The 25,042-nt window shown below is 72.1% G+C and carries 22 protein-coding genes; 12 read left to right on the top strand and 10 right to left on the bottom strand.

The features are described 5' to 3' along the window. Positions 1 to 410: 410 nt before the first annotated feature. The 4 genes from PO78_RS10450 (at position 411) to PO78_RS10435 (ending at position 5,850) form a co-directional block, all read left to right on the top strand. Positions 411 to 1,583: a M20 aminoacylase family protein gene (locus PO78_RS10450; protein WP_004321811.1), complete on the top strand. Its 1,173-nt coding sequence runs from the start codon at positions 411 to 413 to the stop codon at positions 1,581 to 1,583. 10 nt (positions 1,584 to 1,593) lie between these two features. Next, positions 1,594 to 4,116 (top strand): ABC transporter permease, encoded by a 2,523-nt coding sequence (locus PO78_RS10445; protein ID WP_043743513.1) that lies wholly within the window; start codon positions 1,594 to 1,596, stop codon positions 4,114 to 4,116. 4 nt (positions 4,117 to 4,120) lie between these two features. After that, complete coding sequence (locus PO78_RS10440) at positions 4,121 to 5,374, top strand: DNA recombination protein RmuC (protein WP_012585504.1); 1,254 nt, start codon at positions 4,121 to 4,123, stop codon at positions 5,372 to 5,374. A gap of 191 nt (positions 5,375 to 5,565) precedes the next feature. Further along, a complete protein-coding gene (locus tag PO78_RS10435; RefSeq protein WP_004321819.1) occupies positions 5,566 to 5,850 on the top strand; it encodes a hypothetical protein in 285 nt (94 codons plus the stop codon). Between the two features lie 277 nt (positions 5,851 to 6,127). On the opposite strand, the gene PO78_RS10430 is transcribed toward PO78_RS10435, so the two are convergent. Further along, a complete protein-coding gene (locus tag PO78_RS10430) occupies positions 6,128 to 7,852 on the bottom strand; it encodes a hypothetical protein (RefSeq protein ID WP_043743509.1) in 1,725 nt (574 codons plus the stop codon). Positions 7,853 to 7,986: 134 nt separating this feature from the next. On the opposite strand from PO78_RS10430, the gene PO78_RS10425 reads away from it, so the two are divergent. Then, positions 7,987 to 8,814, top strand: coding sequence for a creatininase family protein (locus tag PO78_RS10425; RefSeq protein ID WP_043743504.1), 828 nt, complete (start codon positions 7,987 to 7,989; stop codon positions 8,812 to 8,814). Between the two features lie 32 nt (positions 8,815 to 8,846). On the opposite strand, the gene ribA is transcribed toward PO78_RS10425, so the two are convergent. Beyond that, the gene (gene ribA, locus PO78_RS10420) at positions 8,847 to 10,004 is read right to left on the bottom strand and encodes a GTP cyclohydrolase II RibA (RefSeq protein ID WP_043743500.1); all 1,158 of its coding nucleotides are present in this window, start codon (positions 10,002 to 10,004) and stop codon (positions 8,847 to 8,849) included. Between the two features lie 97 nt (positions 10,005 to 10,101). Between ribA and PO78_RS10415 the strand changes: the two genes are divergently transcribed. The 3 genes from PO78_RS10415 (at position 10,102) to PO78_RS21880 (ending at position 12,102) form a co-directional block, all read left to right on the top strand. Continuing rightward, a complete protein-coding gene (locus PO78_RS10415) occupies positions 10,102 to 10,974 on the top strand; it encodes a RibD family protein (RefSeq protein ID WP_012585500.1) in 873 nt (290 codons plus the stop codon). A 267-nt stretch (positions 10,975 to 11,241) separates the two neighbouring features. Then, the gene (locus PO78_RS21885; protein ID WP_144312161.1) at positions 11,242 to 11,754 is read left to right on the top strand and encodes a hypothetical protein; all 513 of its coding nucleotides are present in this window, start codon (positions 11,242 to 11,244) and stop codon (positions 11,752 to 11,754) included. An 18-nt stretch (positions 11,755 to 11,772) separates the two neighbouring features. Next, the gene (locus PO78_RS21880; RefSeq protein ID WP_082047726.1) at positions 11,773 to 12,102 is read left to right on the top strand and encodes a helix-turn-helix transcriptional regulator; all 330 of its coding nucleotides are present in this window, start codon (positions 11,773 to 11,775) and stop codon (positions 12,100 to 12,102) included. On the opposite strand, the gene PO78_RS10405 is transcribed toward PO78_RS21880, so the two are convergent. The 5 genes from PO78_RS10405 to PO78_RS10385 are packed head-to-tail and all read right to left on the bottom strand — an operon-like array spanning position 12,077 to position 16,534. After that, on the bottom strand, positions 12,077 to 13,057 hold the full coding sequence (locus PO78_RS10405; RefSeq protein ID WP_012585499.1) for a lysylphosphatidylglycerol synthase transmembrane domain-containing protein: 981 nt from the start codon (positions 13,055 to 13,057) through the stop codon (positions 12,077 to 12,079). The genes PO78_RS21880 and PO78_RS10405 overlap by 26 nt on opposite strands. Continuing rightward, positions 13,054 to 14,007 carry a class I SAM-dependent methyltransferase gene (locus PO78_RS10400; protein WP_012585498.1) on the bottom strand — a complete coding sequence of 318 codons (954 nt, stop codon included), beginning with the start codon at positions 14,005 to 14,007 and terminating at the stop codon, positions 13,054 to 13,056. The genes PO78_RS10405 and PO78_RS10400 overlap by 4 nt, the downstream gene beginning before the upstream one ends. 29 nt (positions 14,008 to 14,036) lie before the next feature. Continuing rightward, positions 14,037 to 15,110, bottom strand: a complete 1,074-nt coding sequence (locus tag PO78_RS10395; protein ID WP_012585497.1) for a glycosyltransferase family 4 protein — start codon at positions 15,108 to 15,110, stop codon at positions 14,037 to 14,039. Further along, positions 15,107 to 15,505 carry a 6-pyruvoyl trahydropterin synthase family protein gene (locus tag PO78_RS10390; protein ID WP_004323165.1) on the bottom strand — a complete coding sequence of 133 codons (399 nt, stop codon included), beginning with the start codon at positions 15,503 to 15,505 and terminating at the stop codon, positions 15,107 to 15,109. The genes PO78_RS10395 and PO78_RS10390 overlap by 4 nt, the downstream gene beginning before the upstream one ends. A 30-nt stretch (positions 15,506 to 15,535) precedes the next feature. Next, positions 15,536 to 16,534: a zinc-dependent alcohol dehydrogenase gene (locus PO78_RS10385; RefSeq protein ID WP_043743499.1), complete on the bottom strand. Its 999-nt coding sequence runs from the start codon at positions 16,532 to 16,534 to the stop codon at positions 15,536 to 15,538. A 137-nt stretch (positions 16,535 to 16,671) separates the two neighbouring features. Here PO78_RS10385 and PO78_RS10380 point away from each other — a divergent pair, with 137 nt between their 5' ends. Next, a complete protein-coding gene (locus PO78_RS10380) occupies positions 16,672 to 17,412 on the top strand; it encodes a CDP-alcohol phosphatidyltransferase family protein (protein WP_043743498.1) in 741 nt (246 codons plus the stop codon). A gap of 42 nt (positions 17,413 to 17,454) precedes the next feature. Next, complete coding sequence (locus tag PO78_RS10375) at positions 17,455 to 18,072, top strand: YceI family protein (RefSeq protein WP_043743497.1); 618 nt, start codon at positions 17,455 to 17,457, stop codon at positions 18,070 to 18,072. A 43-nt stretch (positions 18,073 to 18,115) separates the two neighbouring features. On the opposite strand, the gene moaA is transcribed toward PO78_RS10375, so the two are convergent. Beyond that, positions 18,116 to 19,204, bottom strand: a complete 1,089-nt coding sequence (gene moaA / locus PO78_RS10370; RefSeq protein ID WP_043743496.1) for a GTP 3',8-cyclase MoaA — start codon at positions 19,202 to 19,204, stop codon at positions 18,116 to 18,118. A 254-nt stretch (positions 19,205 to 19,458) separates the two neighbouring features. Between moaA and PO78_RS10365 the strand changes: the two genes are divergently transcribed. Beyond that, the gene (locus tag PO78_RS10365) at positions 19,459 to 21,888 is read left to right on the top strand and encodes a Lon protease family protein (protein ID WP_004323159.1); all 2,430 of its coding nucleotides are present in this window, start codon (positions 19,459 to 19,461) and stop codon (positions 21,886 to 21,888) included. Between the two features lie 22 nt (positions 21,889 to 21,910). Here PO78_RS10365 and PO78_RS10360 read toward each other — a convergent pair whose 3' ends face one another. Both PO78_RS10360 and PO78_RS10355 read right to left on the bottom strand, forming a co-directional pair. Next, the gene (locus tag PO78_RS10360; RefSeq protein ID WP_043743495.1) at positions 21,911 to 23,293 is read right to left on the bottom strand and encodes an FAD-dependent oxidoreductase; all 1,383 of its coding nucleotides are present in this window, start codon (positions 23,291 to 23,293) and stop codon (positions 21,911 to 21,913) included. 139 nt (positions 23,294 to 23,432) lie between these two features. Next, positions 23,433 to 24,047 (bottom strand): DUF2238 domain-containing protein, encoded by a 615-nt coding sequence (locus tag PO78_RS10355; protein WP_043743494.1) that lies wholly within the window; start codon positions 24,045 to 24,047, stop codon positions 23,433 to 23,435. A 265-nt stretch (positions 24,048 to 24,312) separates the two neighbouring features. On the opposite strand from PO78_RS10355, the gene PO78_RS10350 reads away from it, so the two are divergent. Beyond that, a complete protein-coding gene (locus tag PO78_RS10350; protein ID WP_043743491.1) occupies positions 24,313 to 24,882 on the top strand; it encodes a lipocalin family protein in 570 nt (189 codons plus the stop codon). Positions 24,883 to 25,042: the final 160 nt, after the last annotated feature.

The raw sequence follows: 25,042 nt of genomic DNA, 5'->3' as shown, positions 1-25,042 counted from the left end.
TCATGCGCGATTATCGCGGCGGATTCGACATCTTCCCTAGAGAACTTTGTGCGATCGGCCGGAATCGCCGTGTCCGAGGGGGCGGGAACTTCACGCCGCGTTTTGTTTCAGACCCCGGCGACGTCGACGTGCTCCATGACGGGAAACACATTCTGCGCTGCCCGATCGCGACTTGCGTCGCTCCTACGGTGCGGCCCGCGCGTAGGAGCGACGCAAGTCGCGATCCATGCGATCCCTGCGGTCGAGACGCCACGACGCCTGGAATGCATGCCGACCATCGTGATCCCGCGTCGCGCCAGCCGTCTCCCTTGCCCCCGCCGCAACCGGATTGAGGACGCCGAAGGATCCACCCGCGTCCGCCTGTACTACACTCGGACACCCGCGACAAACCACGACAACACGGTGCAGCCATGAGCCTCATCGAAAGCGTCCGCCCCCTGCAGAGCAAGCTGACCGCGATCCGCCGCGACATCCACGCCCACCCCGAGCTCGCCTTCGAGGAGCGCCGCACCGCCGAGCTGGTGGCGCGCCATCTGGAGGCGCTCGGTATCGAGACCCATCGCGGCATCGGCGGCACCGGCGTGGTCGGTGTGGTGCGCGGCCGCCGCGGGCTGCGTGCGATCGGGCTGCGCGCCGACATGGATGCGTTGCCGATCACCGAGCGCAACGAGTTCGCGCACAAGTCCACCATCCAGGGCTGCATGCACGCCTGCGGTCACGACGGTCACACCACCATGCTGCTCGGCGCGGCCGAGGCGCTGGCCGCACGGCGCGACTTCGACGGCACGGTGTACCTGATCTTCCAGCCCGCCGAGGAAGGCGAGGGTGGCGCGCCGGCGATGATCGCCGACGGACTCTTCGAGCGCTTTCCCATGGAGGCGGTGTTCGGCATGCACAACTGGCCGGGCATGGAGGCGGGGAGCTTCGCCGTCCACGCCGGCCCGGTGATGGCGAGCGCCGACCGCTTCGACATCCGCTTCACCGGCGTCGGCGCGCATGCGGCGATGCCGCACCTCGGCGTGGACCCGGTGGTGGCGGGCGCGGCCTTCGTGCAGGCGGCGCAGACCCTGGTGAGCCGCGTGCTCGATCCGATCGACGCCGGCGTGGTGTCGGTGACCCAGTTCCATGCCGGCGAGGCCTACAACGTGATCCCCGACCGCGCCGAGCTGTGCGGCACGGTGCGCACCTTCTCCGCCGAGGTGCGCGACCGCCTCGAGCGCGGCCTGCGCCAGGTGGCCGAGGGGATCGCGCAGAGCCATGGTGTGCAGGTGGATTTCGAGTTCCGCCGCGGCTATCCCCCGACCGTCAACACTGTCGCCGAGGCCACGCTGTGCGCCGAGGCGGCGCGCGCGGTGGCGGGACCGGAGCGGGTATTCACCGACCGCCGCCCGAGCATGGGTGCGGAGGATTTCGCTTATTTCCTGCAGGAGAAGCCGGGCGCCTACGTGTGGGTCGGCAACGGCCCGGGCGAGGGCGGCTGCATGCTGCACAACCCCAACTACGACTTCAACGACGAGGTGCTGCCGGCCGGCGTGGCCTACTGGTGCGCGCTGGTGCAGCGCCTGCTCGGCGGCGTGAAGTGAGCGCCGCCCGATGATGCGCACGCTTCGACTCGCCCTGCGCATGATGCTGCGCGACTTGCGCGCGGGCGAGCTGCACCTGCTCGGGCTGGCGATCATGATCGCGGTGGCGAGCCTGACCAGCGTGGGCTTCCTCGCCGACCGTGTCGGGCGCGCGCTCGATCGCGAGGCCAACCAGCTCCTCGGTGGCGACCTGCTGCTGCGCGCCGACAAGCCGTGGCCCGACGCCTTCATCGACGAGGCGCACAGCCGCGGCCTGCAGACCGCCAGGACGGTGCTGTTCACCAGCATGGCGAGTACCGCCGAGGGCGCGGCGCTCGGCGGCGTCAAGGTGGTGGAGGACGGCTACCCGCTGCGCGGCACCATCCGTCTGGCGCCCGGTCCCAACCAGGCCGACGCCCCCGCAGGTCGCGCGCCCGAAGCGGGCGAGGTGTGGCTGGACGAGCGCCTGTTCGCCGAGCTGGGCGTGAACACCGGCGACAAGGTGGGCCTCGGCGAGCTCGAGTTCCGCGTCGGCGCCATGGTCAGCTTCGAGGCCGACCGCGGCGCCAACTTCTTCAGCCTGCTGCCGCGCGCGATCTTCAACCTCAAGGATCTGGAGGCCACCGGCCTGATCGCCGAGGGCAGCCGCGCCACCTGGCGCTTGCACGTGGCCGGCGCGCCGCAGGCGGTGGAGGCTTACGAGAAGTGGGCGCGCGCGAACCTCGGCCGCGGCCAGCGCGTCGAGACCGTGGACAACGCCCGCCCCGAGGTGCGTGCCGCGCTCGACCAGGCGCAGCGCTTCCTGCGCCTGGCGGCGCTGCTCGCGGTGATCCTCGCCGCGGTGGCGGTGGGCCTGTCCGCGCGCCGCTTCATGGCACGCCACCTCGACGGTTGCGCGGTGATGCGCGTGCTTGGTGCGCGTCAGGCGCAGGTGCTGGGCATTGTGGTGGGCGAGTTCCTGCTCTTCGGGCTGGCCGCCGCACTCGCCGGTACCGCGCTGGGCTGGGCGGTGCAGTGGGGGCTGGCGGGCGGGCTGCGCGAGCTGCTCGCCACCGACTTGCCCGCGCCCTCGCCGCTGCCGCTCGCGCATGGCATGGTGGTGGGCATGGCGCTGCTCGCCGGCTTCGTGCTGCCGCAACTGCTGCGCCTGGGCAAGGTCAGCACCCTGCGCGTGCTGCGCCGCGAGTTCGAGTTCGCCGAGCCGGTCTCGGGTGCCGCCTGGGCGCTCGGGCTGGCGGCGCTGCTCGGGCTGATCTTCTGGATCGCCGCCGACGCGCGCCTCGGCGCCATGGTGGCGGCCGGCTTCGCGGTGGCGCTCGGCGTGTTCGCGCTTGCCGCCTGGGGTGTGCTCAGGCTCGCCGGCCGCCTCAAGGGACAGGGCAGCCTGCGCGGTGGTGGCTGGCGCTACGGCATCGCCGCCCTCGGCCGCCGCATGGGCAGCAGCGTGATCCAGGCCGCCGCGCTCGGACTGGGCATGACCGCGCTGCTGCTGCTCACCCTGGTGCGCGCCGACCTGCTCGACAACTGGCGGCGCATGGCGCCGCCCGATGCGCCCAACCGCTTCGTGATCAACATCCAGCCCGACCAGCGCGCCGGCATCGCCGCGCTGTTCGCCGCCGAGGGCCTGCCGGTGCCGCCCATCCAGCCGATGATTCGCGGCCGCATGGTGGCGATCGAGGGCAAGCCGGTCGACCCCTCGGCGTACGAGGACGAGCGCACGCGGCGCCTGGCCGAGCGCGAGTTCAATCTGTCGTACGGCGCCGAGCTGCCGCCGGGCAACGTCGTCGAGGCGGGGCGCTGGCACGGGGCGGCGGCGCAGCCGCAGTTTTCCGCGCAGTTTTCCGCGCAGTTTTCCGTCGAGGCCGGGCTGGCGAAGACCTTCGGGCTGGCGGTGGGCGACCGTGTGGCGTTCGAGATCGGCGGCCGCCGCGTCGAGGCGCCGATCACCAGCGTGCGCAAGCTCGACTGGGACTCGATGCGGGTGAACTTCTTCTTCATCGCCTCGCCGGGCGTGCTGGAGGATTTCCCCGCGACCCTGATCACCAGTTTCCACCTGCCGCCCGCGCGCCACGACTTCACCACGAAGCTGGTCGGCGAGTTCCCCAACCTCACCGTGATCGACACCGCGGCGGTGATCGCGCAGGTACAGTCGATGACCGACAAGCTGATCGTGATCGTGCAGTTCGTGTTCGGCTTCGCGGTGCTCGCCGGGCTGGTCGTGCTGTATGCCGCGCTGCAGTCCACTCACGACGAGCGCGACTACGAGCTCGCCATGCTGCGTACCCTGGGCGCGCGCAACCGCCAGGTGCGCCAGGCCTTGTTCGCCGAGTTCCTGGTGCTGGGCGGGGTCGCCGGCGTGCTCGCGGGCGTGGGCGCGAGCGCGATCGGCTGGGTGCTGGCCGAGCAGGTCTTCCGCATGCCCTACGTGCCGGCGCTGGCGCCGGTGCTGGTGGGCGTGGTGCTGGGCGCGGCCGGCGTGGTCGCCGGCGGCTGGCTGGGCACGCGTGCGCTGCTGAGCCGGCCGCCGCTCGCCAGCCTGCGTGCACTGGGCTGAACGCATGACGTCCTTGCAACTGACGCCGGTCGAGTGGCTGCTCGCCGGCCTGCTGGTGGCGGTGCTGGTGCTGCAGGCCTGGGGGCTGCTGCGCGGCGGCGGCGCCGAGCGCCGCCTGCGCGAAGGCCTCGGCGACGACCTCACCGACTTCATGGAGCAGCGCCTGGCCGCGCGCCACCGCGAGCTGCTGCTCGACCTGCACGACGGGCTCGCGCGCCAGACCGACCGCATCGGCGAGCACGCGCGCGCCGACCGCGAGCTGCTGCAGCGCGGCCTCACCGCCGCCTCGCTGCAGCTGTCGCGCGGCATGCAGGCGCTCACGCAGAGCGTGGACGGCCGTCTCGACACCCTCTCGGGTCAGGTCAACCAGCGCCTCGACGAGGGCTTCCGCAAGACCAACGAGACCTTCGCCAGCGTGATGGCGCGGCTGGCGACGATCGACGAGGCGCAGAAGAAGATCGACGGCCTCACCACCAACGTGGTCAGCCTGCAGGAGCTGCTCGGCGACAAGCGCGCACGCGGCGCCTTCGGCGAGGTCCAGCTCGAGAACCTCGTGCGCAACATGCTGCCGCCCGAGGCCTTCGCCTTCCAGCAGGTGCTGCCCAACGGCACCCGGGTGGACTGCCTGCTCACCCTGCCGGCGCCCACCGGCAACGTCGCGGTCGATGCCAAGTTCCCGCTCGAGAACTACCACCGCATGTTCGACGACACGCTCGCCGAGCTCGACCGCCGCGCCGCGCAGCAGGCCTTCCGCGCCGACGTGAAGCGCCACGTGGACGCGATCTCCGCCAAGTACATCCTGCCCGGCAGCACGGCCGATGGCGCGGTGATGTTCCTGCCCGCCGAGGCGGTGTTCGCCGAGCTGCACGCCTACCACCCGGAGATCGTGGCCTACGCGCAGCAGAAACGCGTGTGGATCGTGTCCCCGACCACGCTGATGGCGGTGCTCAACACCGCGCGCGCGGTGATGAAGGACGTCGAGACGCGCAAGCAGATCCACGTCATTCAGGACGCCCTCGGCAAGCTCGCGAAGGACTTCCAGCGCTTCGACGAGCGCATGGCCGCGCTCGCCCGCCACATCGAGCAGGCCAGTCGCGACGTGCAGGACGTGCACACCTCGAGCCGCAAGATCAGCGCGCACTTCCGCCGCATCGAGTCGGTGCAGCTGGACGAGGAGGACGAAGAGGCGGGCGAGGGCGCGCCGGCGGCGCTGGCTGCCGGGACCGTGGGAAGCGGATCCGTGGGGGGGCGGGATTGAATTCTGCGAACCTGGGGAATTCTTCCGGGGCCGCTGCGGTCGGACCACCCGTCACGGGCGCGCACGGATGATCGTCCGCCCGATTTGATGCGGGACAGGGACGGGGCGCGCCGCCGCCCGTATCTTCAGGCCCGACTCGCCGCAAGGCCTGCATCGCTTCTCCGATTCACCCGTCCGGGAACCCCGCACCGATGTCCGATTTTCCCCTGCCGATCCTTTTCATCATGGCGGTCTTCTTCACGATGTGGCTCATCCTGAGGAAGTTCCACCGCATCGAGCAGCGCAAGCGCGCGCTCCCCGAGCTCAACGCCTACTTGTACGCCAACAACCAGACCGAACCGCGCTGCTCGGCCTGCGAATCGACCGAATTCAAGGACGAGGGCCTCAGCCACGGCAAGGACGAGCGTCGCATCGTGTCGTGCGCCAAGTGCGACACCCTGCTGTACCGCATCGTGCCGCCGGAAAGGGCGGAGTAGTCGCTCCGCCAATCGCGACTTGCGTCGCTCCCACAGCCCTGCCCGGGCGCCGGCAACGAAGCGCGCGTGCCGGTTTTCGTAGGAGCGACGCAAGTCGCGATCACGGCCCCCGAGCCTGCACCGACGCCCCGTCAGCATCCCACACCGCCAATCGCGACTTGCGTCGCTCCCACAGCCCTGCCCGGGCGCCGGCAACAAAGCGCGCGTGCCGGTTTTCGTAGCAGCGACGCAAGTCGCGATTGCGCGGTCTGGAGGGGCGGTCATGCGGGCTGCGCACTCACCGCGGGCCCGAGAAGGCATCCACCAGCACCTGGGCAAGCTCATGCATCGGGCCGAGGGGTTGCTGTGGCGGCGTCAGGCCGGCGACGAAGCCGGCGGCCGCGAAGCGGGTGAGCAGCGCGGGGTCGGAGGCGATCACATGCACCGGCACGTCGTGCGGCTGGTCCGGCCCGCTCACCGTGCCGATCGGCTGGTGGTCGCCGATCACGATCAGGACCAGCTCCCGCGCGGCGTGATGGGCGAGGTAGTCGGCGAGCCAGCCGAGCTGGTAACGCATCGAGGCCAGATAAGCGGGGAGCGGCTCGGTCCAGGACACCCGCACGGCCGCCGCGGCTTCGACCTCCTCCTGGCTGAAGGCGTCCGCGCGCAGCAGCCGCGACCAGTCCTCGCGCAAGGGTGGGATCGCTGCGAAGGGGGCGTGCGTGGAGACGGTGGCGAAAACGACCAGCCGTGGCGCGCGACGCGCGGCAGCGGTCTCCGCGCGTGCGCCCGGACGGGAAGTGGGCGCGCTGGCGGAGGTGTCGCCCGCAGAAGCCGGGGAGGAGCCCGGGCTGGAGCGGGCCTGCTGCGTACCGACGGCCTCGCCGAAGCTGCCGCCCAGCTCGTCCACGTGGATGCGCGCCATCGAGGCCTGGTCGGGGATGCGCCAGAAGCCGAAGGGCAGGCCGGCGTAGCCCGCGCTGTCGGCATCGGCGATGCGGTCGAAGCCGTAGAAGCGGCCCTCCGGCCAGGGGCGCTGCAGCCCTGGCATCCAGCCCACGGTACGGTAGCCGTGGGTGGCGAAGTGGCGGACCAGGGTGGGGCGATCGGTGGTCAGCAAGAGTGCGTGGTCGGCCGGGTCGCGGGTATCGACCCCCGCGAGCACGGCGGCGTGCGCCAGCCAGGAGGCGCCGCCGAAGGTCGGCGAGACCACGCGGGCGGAGACGGCCTGGCGGCCGCTGGCCGCGATCGCGGCACCCAGCTCGGTGCGTGCGTCGGCGAGCGCCGCGGTGATCGGCGGTCGATCGAAGCTGACCGCGCCGTAGGCCTCGGCGAACACGATCAGCACGTCTGCGCCCCGCAGCGCCGCGAGGTCGCCGCGGAAGTCGGGGCCGGGGCCGAGCCGCTCGCCGCCGTCGGCGGCGAGCGCCGAGTGCAGGAAGCGGATCTGATCGGAGACCAGCGCGGCGACCGGCCGCGCGAAGGCCGACGCGGCGAGCGGGCCGGGCCACGGCGCCAGCGCCCACAGCAGGATTGCCGCGCCCGCGACACCGCCGAGCAGCGCACGCGCGCCCGGTGCCGCCGCGCTGCGTGCGAGGGCACGCACGCAGGCCGACACCACGCGATGCAGTACCAGCACGACGAGGATACCGAGCGCGAGCGCGAGCAGGACCTTCGCGCCCGGACCGTCGCCGCCCATGTCGAGCACGGCGCCGAGGTGGGGCAGGTCCCAGTAGAGGGTGAGCGGGCGGCCGAACAGCGCGGGGACGGTCACCTGCACGTAGCGCAGCACGATCCACAGCGTGGCCAGCCCCGCGAGCACGCGCACGAGGCCGTGCGCTGCGTGTTTCCGCCAGGCGGCGAAGAGCACCAGTGCGGCGACGGCGAAGGCGAGCTCGATCGAGACGGCCGGCGTCGGCCGCGGCCACAGCGTCGGCCAGGCGTTGTCGAACACCAGCAAGGCGTCGAGCGCGAGCAGCGGCAGGAGCGTGCCGAGCACAAGATCACGCGCCCGTGCGCTCATGCGACCCCTCCGCCGCGTGCGGCAAAGCGCGGGCGCGCGGGTCGGCACCAGGGCGCGGGACACGGCGACGTCGGGCCGTGGCCGAGTGCGGCTATGATCCGGGACAGCCGATGCCCCCCGGGAGACCGACCGAAATGAACGCCAAGCCCGCGCTGCCCTGGTGGCAGGACCTGACCCCGAGCCGCATTGCCGGGCTCGCCCGCGCCGATGCGGTCGCGTTGCTGCCGCTCGCCGCGATCGAGCAGCACGGAGAGCACCTGCCGCTGTCGACCGACCTCGACATCGCCCTCGGCCTGCTCGAGGCGGCCGTGCCGAAGCTGCGCGCGGGCCTGCCGCTGTGCGTGCTGCCGCCGGTCGCGGTGGGGTGCAGCCTGGAACACACGGGCTTTGCCGGTACGCTCGCGCTCGACGCGAAGACCGCGCTGGCGAGCGTGGTGGAGATCGGTGCCTGCGTCGCGCGCGCCGGCTTGCGCCGCCTTGTGCTGTTCAACACCCATGGCGGCAACAAGGCGCTGGTGGACCTGGCCGCGCTCGAGCTGCGCGCCGCGCAGCGCATGCTGGTGGTGCGCGCGCATTCCTTCCGCTTCCCGCCGCCACCCGCCGCGCTGCCGGCGGACGAACTGCGCCACGGCCTGCATGGTGGCGCGCTGGAGACCGCGCTGATGATGCATCTGGCGCCGCACAAGGTGAGGCGCGATGCGGTCGATCGATTCGAGTCGCTGGGGGCGCGCATGGCGGCGGCGGGGCGACTGCTCGGCCCCGAGGGCGAGGCCGGCTTCGCCTGGATGGCGCAGGACCTTCATCCTTCGGGGGCCTGCGGCGATCCTCGCCTGGCGGACGCCGCGCTCGGGGCGCGCCTGGTGGAACACTTCGCGAGCCGTCTCGCGCGCATCGTCGAAGAGGCACACGACTTCGACCTCGAAGCGCTGGTGACGCGCGCACCGGCGCCGGAGCAGCGCTGAGCGGGCCGCATGGCCGGCCTGGAGGCCGCGCCTCAGGCGCGGTGCGCGGCGTCCGCGGCGGGCAGGCATGCGGGCTCGTCGTCGCCCGGCTCGCCCTGCTCGTTCAGCAGATCGTTGAGCCAGTGGCCGTGACGGCTGGCCTTGGTCCTGAGGTAGCGCTGGTTCTGCGCGGTGACCTCGCCGTAGATCGCGCGCCGGCCGACGACGTGGATGCCGGCTTTCTGCAGCGCGGCGACCTTGCTCGGGTTGTTGGTGAGCAGCAGGATGCGGTCGATGCCGAGCTCGTCGAGCATCTCGTGGGCGATGCGGAAGTCGCGCTCGTCCTTGGAGAAGCCGATCACCTGGTCGGCGTCGATCGTGTCCAGTCCCTCGTCCTGCAGGCCATAGGCGCGCAGCTTGTTGGCCAGGCCGATGCCGCGACCCTCCTGCGAGAGGTAGAGCAGCACGCCGCCGCCGAGCGCGTCGATCGCTGCCACGCCGCGGCGCAGCTGCTCGCCGCAGTCGCAACGCAGGCTGCCGAAGAGGTCACCGGTGAGGCAGGACGAGTGCAGGCGCACCGGGACGTCCTCGGGCCAGTTCGCGCGCTCTCCGATGACGATGGCGACGTGCTCGTGCACGCCGTCGGCTTCACGGAAGAGCACGAAGCGGCTGTTCTCGGCCTCGGCCAGCGGCACGCGCGCCTCGCTGATGCGGGCGAGCCGGCCGGGGCCGCTCTCGCACAGGCGCATGGCCTCGGCGGCATCGACCGCGAGCAGATCGCCGCTCGCCACCGTGGCCGCAACCGCAGCGGCGCGATCGGGCGCGACTTCGCACACCAGCGCCGCCGGCACCCGCTGGGCGCGCCCGAGCAGGCGCAGGGCGGCGCGCTCGACCGGGCCGCCGTCGCGAAGTTCGGCGTCCGCGGGCAGGCTGGCGCCGCGCTGCCAGGCGAGCGCATGCAGACCGGCGGCGTCGGGAAGCGGCGACAGGCCGACGGAAACCGCCTGCGCGGCCCCGGCGCGGCCGATCGCGGCGAGGCGGTGGTCGCTCAGCACCAGGCGTGCGGGCGAGCCGGCCAGCATCTGCATTTCGCCCGCCGCGGCATCGTCCAGGCCTTCGACAGCGCACACGACGAAGGCGCGCGCGTGGTCGCGCACGAGGATCGAAAGTCCGCGTCGCAGGTCGAAAAGGGCACGCTCGGCTTGGCGCATTTGTTTTTCTCCGTTTGGGGTGTCGGGGCTCGACCCTGCACCAGGCGCTTTCCAGGCCGGCAGACGCGAGTGAAGACGATTTTTCAGGGAAGGATGGATGGCGGACGAACTTGTACCAGATTGGGGCTGGGCCTGCATCCTGCAAGCCCGCGACGCTGATTGGGCCGGCGCCGGGACGATAAGTTTCACGGTCGAGGGCGTGGCGATCGAGATCGCTCCGCGCGGCGCCTGGCGCTGCGCGCGGGCCTTGCGCGCGGACACCGCGGAACTGCTCGATCTCTTCCTGCCCTGGGTGGCCAGGCCCGGCCGTCTCGCGATCGCCCAGCTGGGGCAGAGCCTGGATGGCCGCATCGCCACCGCGAGCGGGGCCTCGCACTATATCAACTGCCTCGAGGCACGTACCCACCTGCACCGGCTGCGGGCGCTGGTGGATGCGGTGGTGGTGGGGGTCGGCACGGTGAATGCCGACGATCCTCAGCTCACGGTGCGCCACGTCGCCGGGCGCAACCCCGTGCGCGTGGTGCTCGACCCGCGCGGTCGCGCGCGGGCGGACGCGAGGCTGTTCCAAGACGGCGCCGCGCCCACCGTGCACCTGGTTGGCGAGGATCTCGCGCCGGGCACCGCCGCCGTGCTGCCGGGGCGGGTCGCGCGCGCGGGCCTGCCAGGTGCCGGGTCGGGTTTCGAGCCGGGCGCGGTGCTCGATTGGCTGGCACGGGCGGGCTGCAGGCGGGTGCTGGTGGAGGGGGGTGGGCACACCGTGTCGCGTTTCGTGCAGGCGGGGGCGATCGAGCGGCTCCATCTGCTGGTCGCACCGCTGCTGATCGGCTCGGGGCGCGCCGGGCTGGTTCTGCCGCCGATCGACACGCTCGACGAGGCCCTGCGTCCGGTGTGCAGGCCGTTCCGCTGCGGGAGCGACAGCTTGTTCGACCTCGACTTCGATGGGGCGGGGCGGGCGGCGCAGCAGAGATGAAATCTCGATATAAAAGAAAAACATCGACAAACGCGTTTCTCGTCGACGAATGACTGATATGATCCCGCAGGTCTTCGTAATCGTTTCCGTGCGATCCTGAATCGTTCGGCTGCGCTGCGGGACAACCGGCGCTCCACGGCGAGTGGGCGACGGACCCCGCTGCAGCCGGCTCGCCGATTCACTGGAGTGAGGATGTCGATCGACCTGCCGTCCAATTCGCATCAAGGCCCGCTCCCGACGCGGGCCTCCGCAACCGCCCGACCTGTGGTGCACGATCTGCCGCGGGCGCGGGAAGCCGGCGCGCGTCCGGCGAGTGTGCAGCGCCTGGACCTGTGCCGGCTGGTCGCCGATGTCGTGCCCGACGAGGCCCCGCCCAACCCCGCGGAGCAATACGAGGCCCTCGTGCTCGTGCGCGGGCACGCCTTCCTGCGCAGCAGCGAGGCGGCGATCGAGCTGGAGCCCGGACAGATCCTGCTCGGCACCGGTGCGTCGCCCGAGCTGCTCTATTCGGCCGATAGCGAGCTGTGGAGTGTGCTCGTCCCCGAGTCCGTGCTGCGCGAAGCGTGTTCGGAGTGCGGCTGGCTCCACGCGGGAGAGGGCGTGCGCTTCAACCGCTGCCCCTGCACGCGCGACGAGCTCGACCACCTGGTCACGCTGCTGCGCCTGGTTGCGAGCGAGAGCGCCAGCGGGGCGCTACGCGCGCAGCTGTTCATGCACTACGCCCATGCCGTGGCCAACAAGCTGCTGTTCACCCTGCAGCATAACCAGCCGACCTCGTAGACCTGCGGCCAGGCGCGCCTGTTCGAGCGCCTCGAGCGCCACATCGAGGCGCGCATCAAGCAGGACATCAGCGTCGAGCAACTCGCCCAGTTCGCCGGGCTGAGCCAGCGCTCGCTCTATCAGGTGCTCAAGGACCAGGCGCGGATGTCGCCGCGAACCTACATCCGCCGCAAGAAGCTCGAGCATGTGTACGCCACCCTGATGGACCCGGCCGTGCGCGTGGCGAGCGTCACCGCGGTGGCGCTCGACTACGGCTTTACCCACCTCGGGCGCTTCGCCGAGCTCTACAAGTCGAGCTTCGGCATCCTGCCCTCGGAGAGCCTCAAGGCCCGTCCGCCCGGCAAGTAGGCGTCGCCTCGGCGGTGGAGCGCGCGCCGGGCTCGTGGCGCCGCAGCGCCAGCGCGCCCGGCAGCGTCGACAGCAGCACGACCACGCCGTAGCTCACCGAGGCCGCCACGCCTTCGGCGGCGTCCAGCCCGGCCGCCTGCCACACCAGCGCGGCCGCGCCTTCACGGATGCCCCAGCCCGCCACCGAGAGCGGGATCGCCATCGCCAGCAGCACCCAGGGCACCAGCGCCGCCGCCTGGGCTGGCGGCGTGGCGAGCCCGCTCATGCGCATGCAGCACAGCCACACCGCGACGTAGCTGGCCACGATCAGCAGCGAGGCGAGCAGCTGGCGCAGCAGCACCGCGCGCCCGAGCAGCGCCTGCCGGGTGGCGCTGGCCAGGCTGCGCAGGGCCGTCCTGGTGCTGCCTGCGAGTGCTGTCGCGACGAGGGCGAGCACGGCGAGCACGCCCATCCACGGCAGTCCCCGGAGGTCGACGGCGTCGCCCAGGCGTCCCGGCACAACCTGCAGCGCGGGGGCGGCGAGCACGCTCGCGACCACCACCAGCAGCAGCGCGAGCTGGCCCGCGCCGCGCTCGATCACCACTGCCTGCCAGGCTGCGTCGCGGGCTGTACCCGGCAGACTGGCGTGGCGCCAGGCGCGCGCGGCGTCGCCCATCACCCCGCCCGGCAGGATCTGGTTGAGAAAGCTCGCGAGGTAGTACTCGCGCAGCGCATGGGCGAAGCCGAGCGGGGCGCCGAGGCGGCCGGCGGTGAGCTGCCAGCGCCACGCCGACAAGGCCGTCTGCAGCACGCCGATCGCGAGCGCGAGCGCCAGCCAGGCGGGCGCAGGCGCGCCGAAGGCGGCGATGAGGGCGCGCGGTTCGATCCACCACAGCACGCCGGCGAGCAGCCCGAGGCTCGCAAGCGCACGCAGGACGGGCAGCGGGCGTCGAGTGCGCCGGGCTTCGCCGCTCATCGCGCGCGGGCGGCGGGGCCGTCGGGCCGGAGCGCTGCCGGGGTGGCGACCGGCGGGCTGGCGAAGAGGTCGAGGTGCCCGACTTCAAGCACCTCCTTGCCCCGTGCGGCGCACTGCGCACTGCGGCGTGCGTGCCAGGCGGCGATGCGCGCGGCGGCGTGCGGGCACTGCGCGGTGGCGGCGTCGCGCCAGCCGTCGATGAGCGCGCATGCGAGCGCAGCCTGGGGCGGGGCGGCGAGGTCCAGCCGCCACGGGCTGGCGGCGGTCTCGACGTCGAAGCCACGCGCCGCGAGCAGCTCGGCGAGCGCGGGTGCGGCGTCCGGCCCGAGGGCGGCACCGAGGCCCTTGTCGCGGCGTTGGTGGGCGTTGAAGGCGTCGCGGACGAAGGCATCGTCGGGGACGGGTGGCTCTGCGGAGCCGTGGGTCAGGAAGCGCCAGGTCCCGTCCACGCTCTGCGTGATCAGCAGCGCGCAGCCGGTGCTCGTGCAGGCATCGGCGAGGCGGACCAGCCAGCTCGCTGGCATGAGGTCGAGCACGGCGGAGGCGCACACGAGGTCTGTGTCCGCGAGCGCAGGTGCGGCGAGCGTGCCGAGGTCCCGGCAGCGGGTGTGGACCTGCGGCTTCGCGCCCTGCGCATCGCGCAGGTCCGCGCCGAGGGTGCGGGCGCGTTCCAGAAGACCGGCGTCGTGGTCGACCAGCGTCCATTGCTGCGGGCCGGGCAGGCGGGGTGCGAGGTGGCGCGCGTTGGCGCCGCTGCCGCAGCCGAGGTCCATCAGGCGCAGCGGGGCCTGCGGGTGCCGTCGCCGCCGCCCCTGCAGCCAGGCGGCGGCGAGCGCTTCGAGTCGGGGCGCGCGCGCGGCGCGGTCGGCGGCGGCGCGCAGCGCGAGCCAGTCGGCATCGAAGCAGGCGTCGGGATGGCGGGGGGCGGCGGCGTCGGGGTGGGTCGGCATGGCGGCTCCGGGTGGGCGCGCGGACGGGATCACGCGGACGCCGGCGCGAGTTCGGCAAGGGCGGCGGCGAAGGCCTCGCCCGCTTGCGGCCAGCCGCGCAGTCCAGCGCGTGCGCGGCGGGCGCCGTCGCGCAGGCGCAGGCGCCGGGCGCGGTCGCCGATCAACTCGCCAAGCGCGCCGGCGAGCGCATCGACGTCGCCGGGCGGCACGGCCAGCCCGGCGCCGGGAGGCAGCGTGCCCGCGAGCGCGCCGCCGGTGGTGGCGAGCACCGGCAGCCCGGCGGCGATCGCCTCGGCGACCACCATGCCGTAGCCCTCGTAGTGGGAGGGCAGCACGAAGAGGTCGGCGGCGGCGTAGGCGTCGCGCAGGGCCGCGTCCGCGCATTCGCCGGAGAGCCGGATGCGGTCCTGCAGGCCGAGGCTGCGGACGAGTTCGGCCACCTCGCCGGCGTAGCCGGGGTCGCGATGCGTGCTGCCGATCAGGGTGCAGCGCCAGGGCAGCGCTCGTACGCGCTCGAGCGCGCGCACGAGCACGTCCTGGCCCTTGCGCGGGGTCAGGCTGGCCACGCACAGCAGCTGCGGCGGCTCGCCCTCCGCGGCGGCCAGCGCGAGCGGCGCCACGCCCGGCTCGACCCAGCGGATGCGCTCGGCGCGCAGTCCGAAGTCGAGCAGCCGGCGCGCGGTGAAGGCGCTGGTGGTGATCGCGAGGCGCACGGCGGCGAGCGCGGCCCGTTCGCTCGCCAGCAGGCAGCGCCGCAGCACGGGATCGAGGCCGCGCTCGTCGGCCAGGGGGTGGTGCACCAGCGCGACCAGTGCCAGCCGTCCGGCGTGCTCGATCGCGACCTCGGGCAGGCCGCCGAGCGCGAGCCCGTCGATGACCACGCGCCGACCGGCGGGCAGGGTGGCGAGGGTGTCGTGCAGGGCGTCGCGCGCCGTGGGGTCGGCGTCGGGGAAGCGGCCGGGCAGGCCATGGACGGTGACGGTCCAGCCGAGGTGGCGCAGCGCCTCGACGATGCGGGCATCGTAGAGATAGCCGCCGGTGCGCTGGGCGGGGTCGCCGGGGACGATGAAATCGAGGTCTGCGCTCCCCCTGTGAGCGCTCACAGCGCGCCCTCGTAGCTCGCCCATGCGACGTGCGACTCGTGCAGGCTCACCTTCAGCCGCTCCAGCCCCTGCGCCCCGGGGCCCAGCCGGCCGGCGCGGATCGTGGCGGCGAGGCGGTCGAAGATCACCCTGGCCATGAACTCGGTGGTGGTGTTGCGGCCGCGGAATTCCTCGAGCTCGTCGAGGTTGCGGAAATTGAACTCGGCGAGCACCGCCTTCAGCGTTGCGGCGGCGAGGCCGATGTCGACCACCAGGCCGTCGGCGTCGAGCTCGCTGCGCTGGAAGCAGGCGTCGACCAGGTAGGTCGCGCCATGCACCCGTTGCGCCGGGCCGAAGATCTCGCCGCGGAAGCTGTGGGCGATCATGATGTGTTCGCGGACGGTGAGGCTGTACATGGGGGCTCCGGATCGATGCTCGGGTGGATCTCAGGTGCTCGGACTGGCATAGCGGATGCGCTCGCACAGCGCCCCGGCGGGGGCTTCGGCGAGGCGCTGCATCAGCGCGGGCAGGTCGGTGAAGTCGGTCTCGCCGCTGATCAGTGCGTCCAGACGTGGATCGACGAGCAGCGCGAGCGCGAGTTCCATGCGGCGACGGTAGTCCCAGCGCGGGCTGCGTGGCGGCGGCAGGCGGCCGACCTGGCTGGACTGCAGGCGCAGGCGGCGGGCGTGGAAGGCGGCGCCGAGCGGCAGCTCCGCGCTGCGGCGGCCGTACCAGCTCATCTCCACGACGGTGGCGTCCTGTCCGGCGAGTTCGAGCGCGCGCACCAGGCCGGCGGGGTTGCCGCTGGCGTGGAAGACGAGGTCGCAGTTGCCACGCGCCTGGTCCGGGAGGCGGTGAACGAGGCCGAGCGCGGCGGCGAGGCCGGCGCGGCCGGGGTCGGTGTCGATCAGCTCGAGCTCGACGCCGGGGAGGCGCGCGCACAGCCAGGCCACCAGGCTGCCGACCACGCCGGCGCCGACCACCGCGATGCGGTCGCCCAGCGCGGGGGCGCCGTCCCAGCAGGCGTTGATCGCGGTCTCGAGGTTGGCGGCCAGCACCGCGCGCGCGGCCGGCACGCCGGCGGGGAGGGGGACGACGGCGCCGGCGGGTACCACATAGCGCTGCTGATGCGGGTGCAGGCAGAACACCGTGCGGCCGCGCAAGGCGGTGGCCGCGGTGCCGACGCCGTCCTCCACCACGCCGACGCCGATGTAGCCGTACTTGAGCGGCCCGGGGAAGTCGCCCTCCTGGAAGGGGGCGCGCATGCGTTCGTATTCGCTTTCGGGCACCTCGCCGCGGAACACCAGGCTCTCGCTGCCGCGGCTGACTGCGCCGAAGAGGTTGCGCACCCGCAGCTCGCCGTCTGCGGGCGGGCGCAGCGGCGCCGGGCGCAATTCGCCGTAGCCCGGGCGGACGGTCCAGAAGGCGAGGTTGGTGCTGGACATGCCGAGCTCCTTGTGCGAACCCTTTCGCGCGGCGGATGATCGAAGGAGGAATGGTAGCAGGGCGCTGCAGCCACTGTAGGCGCGCCGCCAGGCGCGAATGGGGCCTGAACGAGGTGGGAAAGGGGCGCAAGGGCAGCATGGCGATGGAGCAGGGCGGATCTTGTGTTCGGCGCGGCGGACTTCCCCGCCTCTGGCTCGATCTGGCCGGGGGCTTCGGCGGCCTCGTCGCGCTCGTCGCGCTGGCGTCGAGCACGCTCGCGCTGCCGCTCGCGGCTGCTTGGGCGGCGGGCGCGGTGTTGCTCGCCATCGCTGCCTTGATCCGGCACTTCTGGTCCGACCCGCGCCGCGGCTTGGGTCCGGCGAACCGGGTGACGCTGGTGCGCGCCCTGCTGGTCGCCCTCCTCGCCGGGATGCTTGCCGCGCCCGCATGGGTGGATGCACATCCCGTGCAGGTGGCCGCGCTCGCCGCGCTCGCGCTGCTGCTCGATGGCGTGGACGGCTGGGTGGCGCGGCGCTGGCGCTGCGAGAGCGACTTCGGCGCGCGCTTCGACATGGAGCTCGACGCCTTCCTGATCCTGGTCCTGTGCGTGCATCTGCTGGCGATGGACAAGGCGGGACCCTGGGTGCTGGCGATCGGTGCGATGCGCTACGTCTTCGTCGCCGCGATGCGGCCCTGGCCTTGGCTGGAGCGGCCGCTGCGGGAGAGCCGCCGGCGCAAGCTGGTCTGCGTCTGGCAGGTCGCCTGCCTGCTGCTATGCCTGCTGCCGGCGATCGGCGGTGCGCTGGCGACGGCGCTGCTGGTGCTGGCGCTGGCGCTGCTGGCGTGGTCCTTCGCGGTCGATGTGCGCTGGCTGTACCACACGCGTCCGCAATCCTGACCGCGGAAGCCACATTCGCAAGTCCCTGGAGGAGGAAGGAAGATGGAATCGCGCAGACGTTTTCCCCGCATGCTCGCCGCGGCCGTGCTGGCGGGCGTCCTCGGTGCCGCGCCGGCCTGGGCGGAGCCGCGCAGCTACACGATCGACCCGGAGCATTTCGCCATCGGCTTCCAGGTCGAGCACCTCGGCTACGCCGACATCATCGGCCTGTTCCTGAAGGCGAGCGGGCGCTTCGAATACGACGAGGCCGCGCGCACGTTGAAGTCGGGGAGGGTGGTGGTGGCCGCCGACAGCGTGTTCAGCAACCACGAGGCGCGCGACCGCCACGTGCGCGACAGCGACTTCCTCGACGCCAGGAAGCATCCCGAGATCGTCTTCGAGGCCAGCGGCTTCGAGGCCGGCGCCGAGCGCGACGGGCGCCTGCACGGCAAGCTCGCCGGCCGTCTGACCCTGCTCGGGCAGACCCACCCGGTCGTGCTCGACGTCACGCTCAACAAGGCCGCAAGCTATCCCTTCGGCCACCGCAAGCACACGCTCGGCATCTCGGCGCGCACGACCATCGAGCGCAGCCGCTGGGGCATGGACTACGGCGTCAGCCGCGGCATGGTGGGCGATGCGGTGGCGCTGCGCTTCGAGCTGGAGGCGATGCGCGACGATTGAGGCGACGATCGAGGTGGCGCAGGCCGCGGTGGCGGCGGCCGCTTCAGCCGCCGATGTAGGACATCTCGATCTTGCGCAGCGCGGCGGTCTCGGCGGTGCGGATCTCCGAGTAGCGGTCCTCGCGCCCCTGCCACACCTGGGCGATTGCCGCGTCGATACGGGCATCGTCGGCACCTTCGCGCAGCAGGGCGCGCAGATCGTGGCCCTGCTGCGCGAACAGGCAGGTGTAGAGCTGTCCCTCGGTGGACAGACGGATGCGCGTGCAGCTCGAGCAGAAGGCCTGGGTCACCGAGGAGATCACGCCGATCTCGCCGGCGCCGTCCTTGTAGCGCCAGCGCTCGGCGACCTCGCCCTCGTAGTTGGGGTCGACCGGCTCGAGCGGGAAGAGGCGGTCGATGCGCTCGACGATCTCGCGCGAGGGCAGCACCTCGTCCATCTTCCAGCCGTTGGAAGCGCCCACGTCCATGAACTCGATGAAGCGCAGGATGTGGCCGCTGTTGCGAAAGTGCGCGGCCATCGGCTCGATGTCGACGTCGTTGGTGCCGCGCTTGACCACCATGTTGACCTTGATCGGGCCCAGGCCCACCACCTTGGCCGCCTCGATGCCCTCGAGCACCTTCTCCACCGGGTAGTCGGCGTCGTTCATGCGCCGGAAGAGCGCATCGTCGAGCGCGTCCAGGCTCACGGTGACGCGGTGCAGGCCGGCGTCCTTGAGCCGGCGCGCGAGCTTGGGCAGCAGCACACCGTTGGTGGTGAGCGTGACCTCGACGCCGTCGAGTGCGGCGAGCATGCCGATCAGGCGGTCGACGTCCTTGCGCAGCAGCGGTTCGCCGCCGGTGATGCGGATCTTGCGCACGCCGCGCGCGACGAACAGCCGCGCCACGCGCAGGATCTCCTCGAAGCTGAGCAGCTGCCGCCGCGGCAGGAAGGCGTAGTCGTCGCCGAAGACTTCGCGCGGCATGCAGTACACACAGCGGAAGTTGCAGCGGTCGGTGACCGAGATGCGCAGGTCGCGCACGCTGCGCGCGCGGCGGTCGACCAGCGCAGCGCCGGGCGCCGCAACGGGCGCGGGGGCCGCGGGGGCCGCGGGGGCGAGGGGAGACGCGGCCTGCTGGATCGGGATGACTTTCATGGTCGGCTGCGGCTGCGGGCTGGGGTTCGGGTTGCGGGATTATCGAGTCGTGGACAGCGCGGCGCAAGGCGAGGTTCGCGCAGGCGTGCATCTCGAGCTTCGTCGCAAGCCCGCGGCCGATCGCGACTCGCGTCGCTCCCACGAGAAGCGGAGCCGCCGTAGCCGGGGGCAGTGGGCGTGGATCACGGGGCCTGCGGGGCGGGGTGTATCATTGCGCTCCCTGCCGCTCCGGCACCAGAAGAAAGATCAAATCCATGGCCGATCTCGTGCCACTGCCGGCGACGGCTTTGCGCAAGCGCTGCGACCCCGCCTGCTTCAGCTTCGACACCACCGAATCGCTCGCCGACCACGCCGGCGACCTTGGCCAGGAGCGCGCCGTCGAGGCGATCCGCTTCGGCCTCGCGATGGGCCACACCGGCTACCACGTGTTCGTGCTCGGGGATGCCGGCAGCGGCAAGCACGCGACCACCTTCCGCCTGCTGCGCGAGCGCGCGGCGCGCGAGGACGTGCCGCCCGATCTCTGTTATCTCCACAACTTCGACGAGCCGCTCAAGCCCCGCCTGCTGACCCTGCCGGCCGGGCGCGGCGCGGCGCTGCGCACGCGCATGCAGACCTTCATCCGCGACCTCGGCCCGGCGCTCGGCGCCGCGCTCGACAGCGACGCCCACGTCGAGCGTGTCGAGTCGCTGCAGAGCGCGCACAAGGCGCGCGAGGAAGGGGCGCTGCGCGAGCTCGGCAAGGCCTGCAACGCCGAAGGCATCTCGCTGCTGCAGACCCCCGAGGGCTTCGTGTTCGCGCCCACCAAGGACGGCGAGCCGCTGTCGCCCGAGGCCTTCGAGGCCTTGCCGGAGGACGAGCGCAAGGCCATCGAGGCGCGCATCGGCGCGTGGAGCGACCGCCTCGAGGATCTGCTCAACGACTTCCCCGGCTGGCGCAAGTCGGTGCGCGAGTCGATCGACCGTGCCGAGCGCGAGGTGCTCGGCCCCGCGGTCGCGCACCTGCTGCGCGAGGTGCGCGAGGCGCACGAGGACCTGCCCGAGGTGCTCGCCTTCCTCGACGCGGTCGAGCGCGACGTCATCGACAGCGCGGTGCGCGGCACCATGCTGGAGGAAGAAGACGACGAGGCCCCCGAGCCCGAGGAGAACACGCGCTACCACCGCTACCAGGTCAAGCTGCTGGTGGATCATTCCGGCTCGCAGGGTGCGCCGGTGGTGTTCGAGAACAACCCCGGCTACGGCAACCTGATCGGCCGCATCGAGCACATCGTGCAGCAGGGCAACCAGGTCAGCCACTTCAACCTGATCCGTGCCGGCGCGCTGCACCGCGCCAATGGCGGCTACCTGGTGCTCGACGCGGAGCGCCTGCTGTCGCAGCCCTTCGCCTGGGAAGGCCTCAAGCGCAGCCTGCGCGCGGGCGAGATCCGCATCGAGCCGCCGGCCGAGGCGCAGGGCTGGAGCGGGGCGTTGACCCTGGAGCCGGAGGCGGTGCCGAGCGCGCTCAAGGTGGTGCTGATCGGCGACCGCGAGGTCTACTACCTGCTGATGGAGCACGATCCGGAGTTCGCCGACCTCTTCAAGGTGGCGGCCGACTTCAACGACGACATCCTGCGCACGCCCGAGAACGAATGCGAGTACGCCCGCCTGATGGCGCTGCTCGCGCGCGGCGCGAAGCTGCTGCCGGTCGAGCGCAGCGGTGTGGCGCGCCTGGTCGAGGAAGCCTCGCGCCTGGCCGAGGACTCCGGGCGCCTGTCGCTCAACACCCGCGCGCTCTCCGACCTCATGCGCGAGGCCGACTTCCACGCCCGCCAGAAGGGCCTCGCCGCCACGACGCGCGCCGAGGTCGAGGACGCGCTCGCCGCGCGCGCGCGGCGGGCCAATCGTTACCCGACCCGGGTACTGGAGTCCATCCTCGACGGCACCACGCTGATCTCAACCACCGGCGAGCGCGCCGGCCAGATCAACGGCCTGGTGGTGATCGAGCTCGCCGGGGAGCTCTTCGGCCACCCGGTGCGGATCACCGCCACGGTGCGCATGGGCGAGGGCGACGTGGTCGACATCGAGCGCGAGACCGAACTCGGCGGTGCGATCCACTCCAAGGGCGTGCTGATCCTGTCGGCCTTCCTCGCCGCGCGCTACGCCCGCCACCAGCCGCTGTCGCTGTCGGCGAGCCTGGTGTTCGAGCAGTCCTACGCGCCGGTCGAGGGCGACTCGGCCTCGCTCGCCGAGCTGTGCGCACTGCTCTCGGCGCTGACCCAGGTGCCGATCCAGCAGCGCTTCGCGATCACCGGCTCGGTGAACCAGTTCGGCGAGGTGCAGGTGATCGGCGGTGTGAACGAGAAGATCGAAGGCTTCTTCGACCTGTGCAGCGCGCGCGGGCTGGACGGCACGCAGGGCGTGGTGATCCCGGCGGCGAGCGTGCGCCACCTGATGCTGCGCGAGGACGTGGTGCAGGCCGCGGCGGAGGGCCGCTTCCACATCCACGCGGTGAAGACGGTGGACGAGGCGATGACCGTGCTGACCGGCGTCGAGGCCGGCGAGCCCGACGCCAAGGGCGTGATTCCCAAGGGCACGCTCAACCACAAGATCGCCACCGTGCTCGCCGAGATGACCGCGGCGCGCCACGCCTATTCGGACGCCGACGGCGCCGCCGGCGCCCGCCAGCACCGCCGCCGGCACGGGGTGTGAGCCCCGCGCCGGACGGGCCGGCTTACGAGAACATGTCCTCGTAGATGGTCTGCGCCCAGCCGAAGTCCTGCGAGATCGTCGCCGCGGTGCGCTCGTTGTAGTCGATCTGGGTCTGCTCGATGATGCCCTGGGCGTTGACCTTGTAGTCGAACTGCACCGAGATGCCTTCCTGTGGGGCGATATTCACCATCATGAAGCAGAGGTTGTCCGGGAGCCGGTAGTCGGGTTCCCGCCCGGCCTCGCGCTCGGAGATGTAGTAGGCCACGATGCGGGCGTGGCGGTTGGCGACGTGGCCGGCCTTGGGGTAGAAGCCGAACTGCGGCGACACGAAGCCGACCGCGTCGCCGATGACGAAGACCTCCTTGTCCGTGCGGTCGTGCAGGAAGAGCGGATCGACGTCGGCCCAGCCGCCGCTCGGGTTGCCCGCACCTGGACGCGGCACCAGACCCGCCTTCCAGGCGAGGTCGCCGGCCTGGTGCGGGGCCATGAGGATGGCGTGCTGGAAGTCGAAATCGCCCGCCTCGGTGCGGATCCTGCGCTTGAACGGATCGACCTCCTCGATGCGCGCGTCGGGGACGTAGGTGATGATGTCCTTGTACAGCTCTTCGAAGGTGGAACGGAAGCCCGGGCCGATCGGGCGCGCGCCGTCCTTGTGGTCGAGGATGTAGATGCGCCCCGGGATCTTCTTCTGCTTGAACATCGACGCGATCAGGCAGGCGCGCTCGTAGGGGCTGGGCGGGCAGCGCTGCGGCGGGGGCGGCAGGGTCATCACGAGGTCGCCGCCCTTGAAGGACTGGAGCGCGTTCTTGAGGTGGAAGTGCTCGGCGCTCGGGATGTAGGCCGCCGGAAAGCGCGCCCGGGTGGCCTCGGCCATGCGGCGGTCGTTGCCGAACCAGGCCTCGTAGTTGTAGCGGATGCCGGGGGCCACGATCAGGTAGTCGTAGTGGATGGCGCCGGCCGCCGTGATCACCCGCTTGCCCTCGCGCTCGATCTCGAGGATCTCGGTCTGGATGAAGCGGTAGGCGTACTTCTCGGCGACGGCGAGGTAGTCGTGGGTGAGATACCGGGTATCCACCTGATCGACCAGCCACTTGTTGCTCATCGGGCAGGAGAAGAACACGGGGTTGCGCTCCAGCAGCACGACGTCGAGCTGGGGGGCGAGCTGGCGCAGGTACTTGGCGGCGGTCACCCCGCCCCAGCCGCCACCGCAGATCACGACGCGGCGTTGCTTGCCGGGTGGCAGCAGGGTGTCGGTGGCGCGGCCGATCAGGAAGGGCAGGCTGCGCTCGGTGCTCGCGGCGGGGGGCGCGGACTGCGCCAGGGCCGGGCCGGCGACGGCGGCGGTGGCGAGCCCGCCGGCCGCGGTGAGGAAGCGCCGGCGTGGGTTCGAGGATGGCTGGTTCATGAGGTCTCCCGATAGGTGAGCCGCCCCGGTGCGGGAAGCCGCCGGGGCTTGATGAGCCGGGCGCGACGGCCCGGCAGGGCCTGGCGACCGCAGTCGCCGCGACGGACGGCCGATATGAAGATCGGCCGGATGCGTCCGTTCAGGTGGAGGGCTGCGCGGCGAGGCGTGCGAGCTGGCGGTCGTGCAGCCGTCCGAACACGATCTGCGCGATTATCGCTCCGAGCAGCGCCATCAGCATGTCGGCCTGGGCGTCCCAGGGGTCGCCCTGGGTGCCGAGGAATTCCACCGCGCCGCCGGCCCACAGCTCGGCCGAGGCCCATTCGACGAGCTCGTACAGCGCGCTGATGCCGGTGCAGCTCAGGGTGAGCAGGGCGAACAGCCATTTTCCGGGGCGCAGCGGCGAGGTGCGCAGCAGCAGCTCGCGCCCGAGGATGGCCGGGGTGACACCCTGGAAGAAGTGGCCGAAGCGGTCGTAGGGGTTGCGCGCGAGTTCGAACCAGTCCTGCACCACGAAGCCGACCGGCACGCGCGCGTAGGTGTAGGCGCCGCCGAGGATGAGGATCAGCGAGAAGAACGCGATCAGACCGTAGGTGAGCGGGGTGAGCGGGAAGCGCTGCGCGCTCGCGAGCAGGATGGGCAGCGCGATCAGGACCGGGGCCACCTCGGCCCACCACACGCCACGGTCGTAGGGGGCGACGCCCGAGGCGAGGAGGGCGGCGAGGACGAGGATCAGCAGGGCAGTGCGCAGGTTCATGGGGGCTCCCGGCGATGACGATGGTGGCGCGTGCCGGCCGGCGATGGCTGGACCGGCGGGTGGGTGCGCTGGGCATTCGGCTCGATCGCGCGGGGCCTCCTGGGGGGCGGAGGGCTACGGGCGACGGCCTTTTCGGGCAATCCTGAGGCTTCGCGGCAATCCTCGCCAGCGTGGCCTGTTGGCGTCGGTTCGTCGTCTGCGCGAGCGCGCAGAAACTTCGCGCCCTGTGCCAAGTCCTACCGGCCCCAGACATGCAGGAGTTCTGATGAAAGCCCGTCCGCTCACGCTCGCCGCCTGTGTCCTCGCCCTCTTCGTGCGCCTTGGCCCCGCCGTCGCGGCCGATGCTCCGCTTCCGCCCGTGGAACCGATCGCCGCGCTCGACGTGCCGCGCTACATGGGCACCTGGTACGAGATCGCGCGCTATCCGAACTGGTTCCAGAAGAAGTGCGTAGGGGATTCTCGCGCAGACTACAGCTTGCTGGAGCGCGGTGAGGTGCGCGTGCTGAACCGCTGTCGCGAGGCCGATGGCAGCGTCTCCGAGGCGGTCGGCGTGGCGCGGCAGATCGGTGGTGCCGATTCGCCGCGGCTGGAGGTGCGCTTCGCGCCGGCCTGGCTGTCCTTCCTGCCGATCGTATGGGGCGACTACTGGGTGCTCGACCTCGACCCCGACTATCGCCTGGTGGCGGTGGGCGAGCCGAGCCGGGAGTACCTGTGGGTCCTGTCGCGCACGCCGACGGTGGAGGCGCGTGCCTACGCCGAGCTGCTCGAACGCCTCGCGGCGCGCGGCTTCGATGTCGGGCGGCTGGTGCGCGGGGAGCAGGGTGGCGGCGGGTGAGGGCGGTGCGAGCGTCATCGCACCCTTCAGCGGCGATCGCGACTTGCGTCGCTCCCACAAGAACACCGCGGTTCCGGCGCCCCCACCGGGTGATTCGGGCACCTTGTGGGAGCGACGGGCACCTTGTGGGAGCGACGCAAGTCGCGATACGGCGGTGGAA

The organism is Thauera sp. SWB20, from assembly GCF_000831325.1.
GTDB lineage: Bacteria > Pseudomonadota > Gammaproteobacteria > Burkholderiales > Rhodocyclaceae > Thauera > Thauera aminoaromatica.
This window is presented reverse-complemented; position numbering and strand designations above follow the sequence as displayed.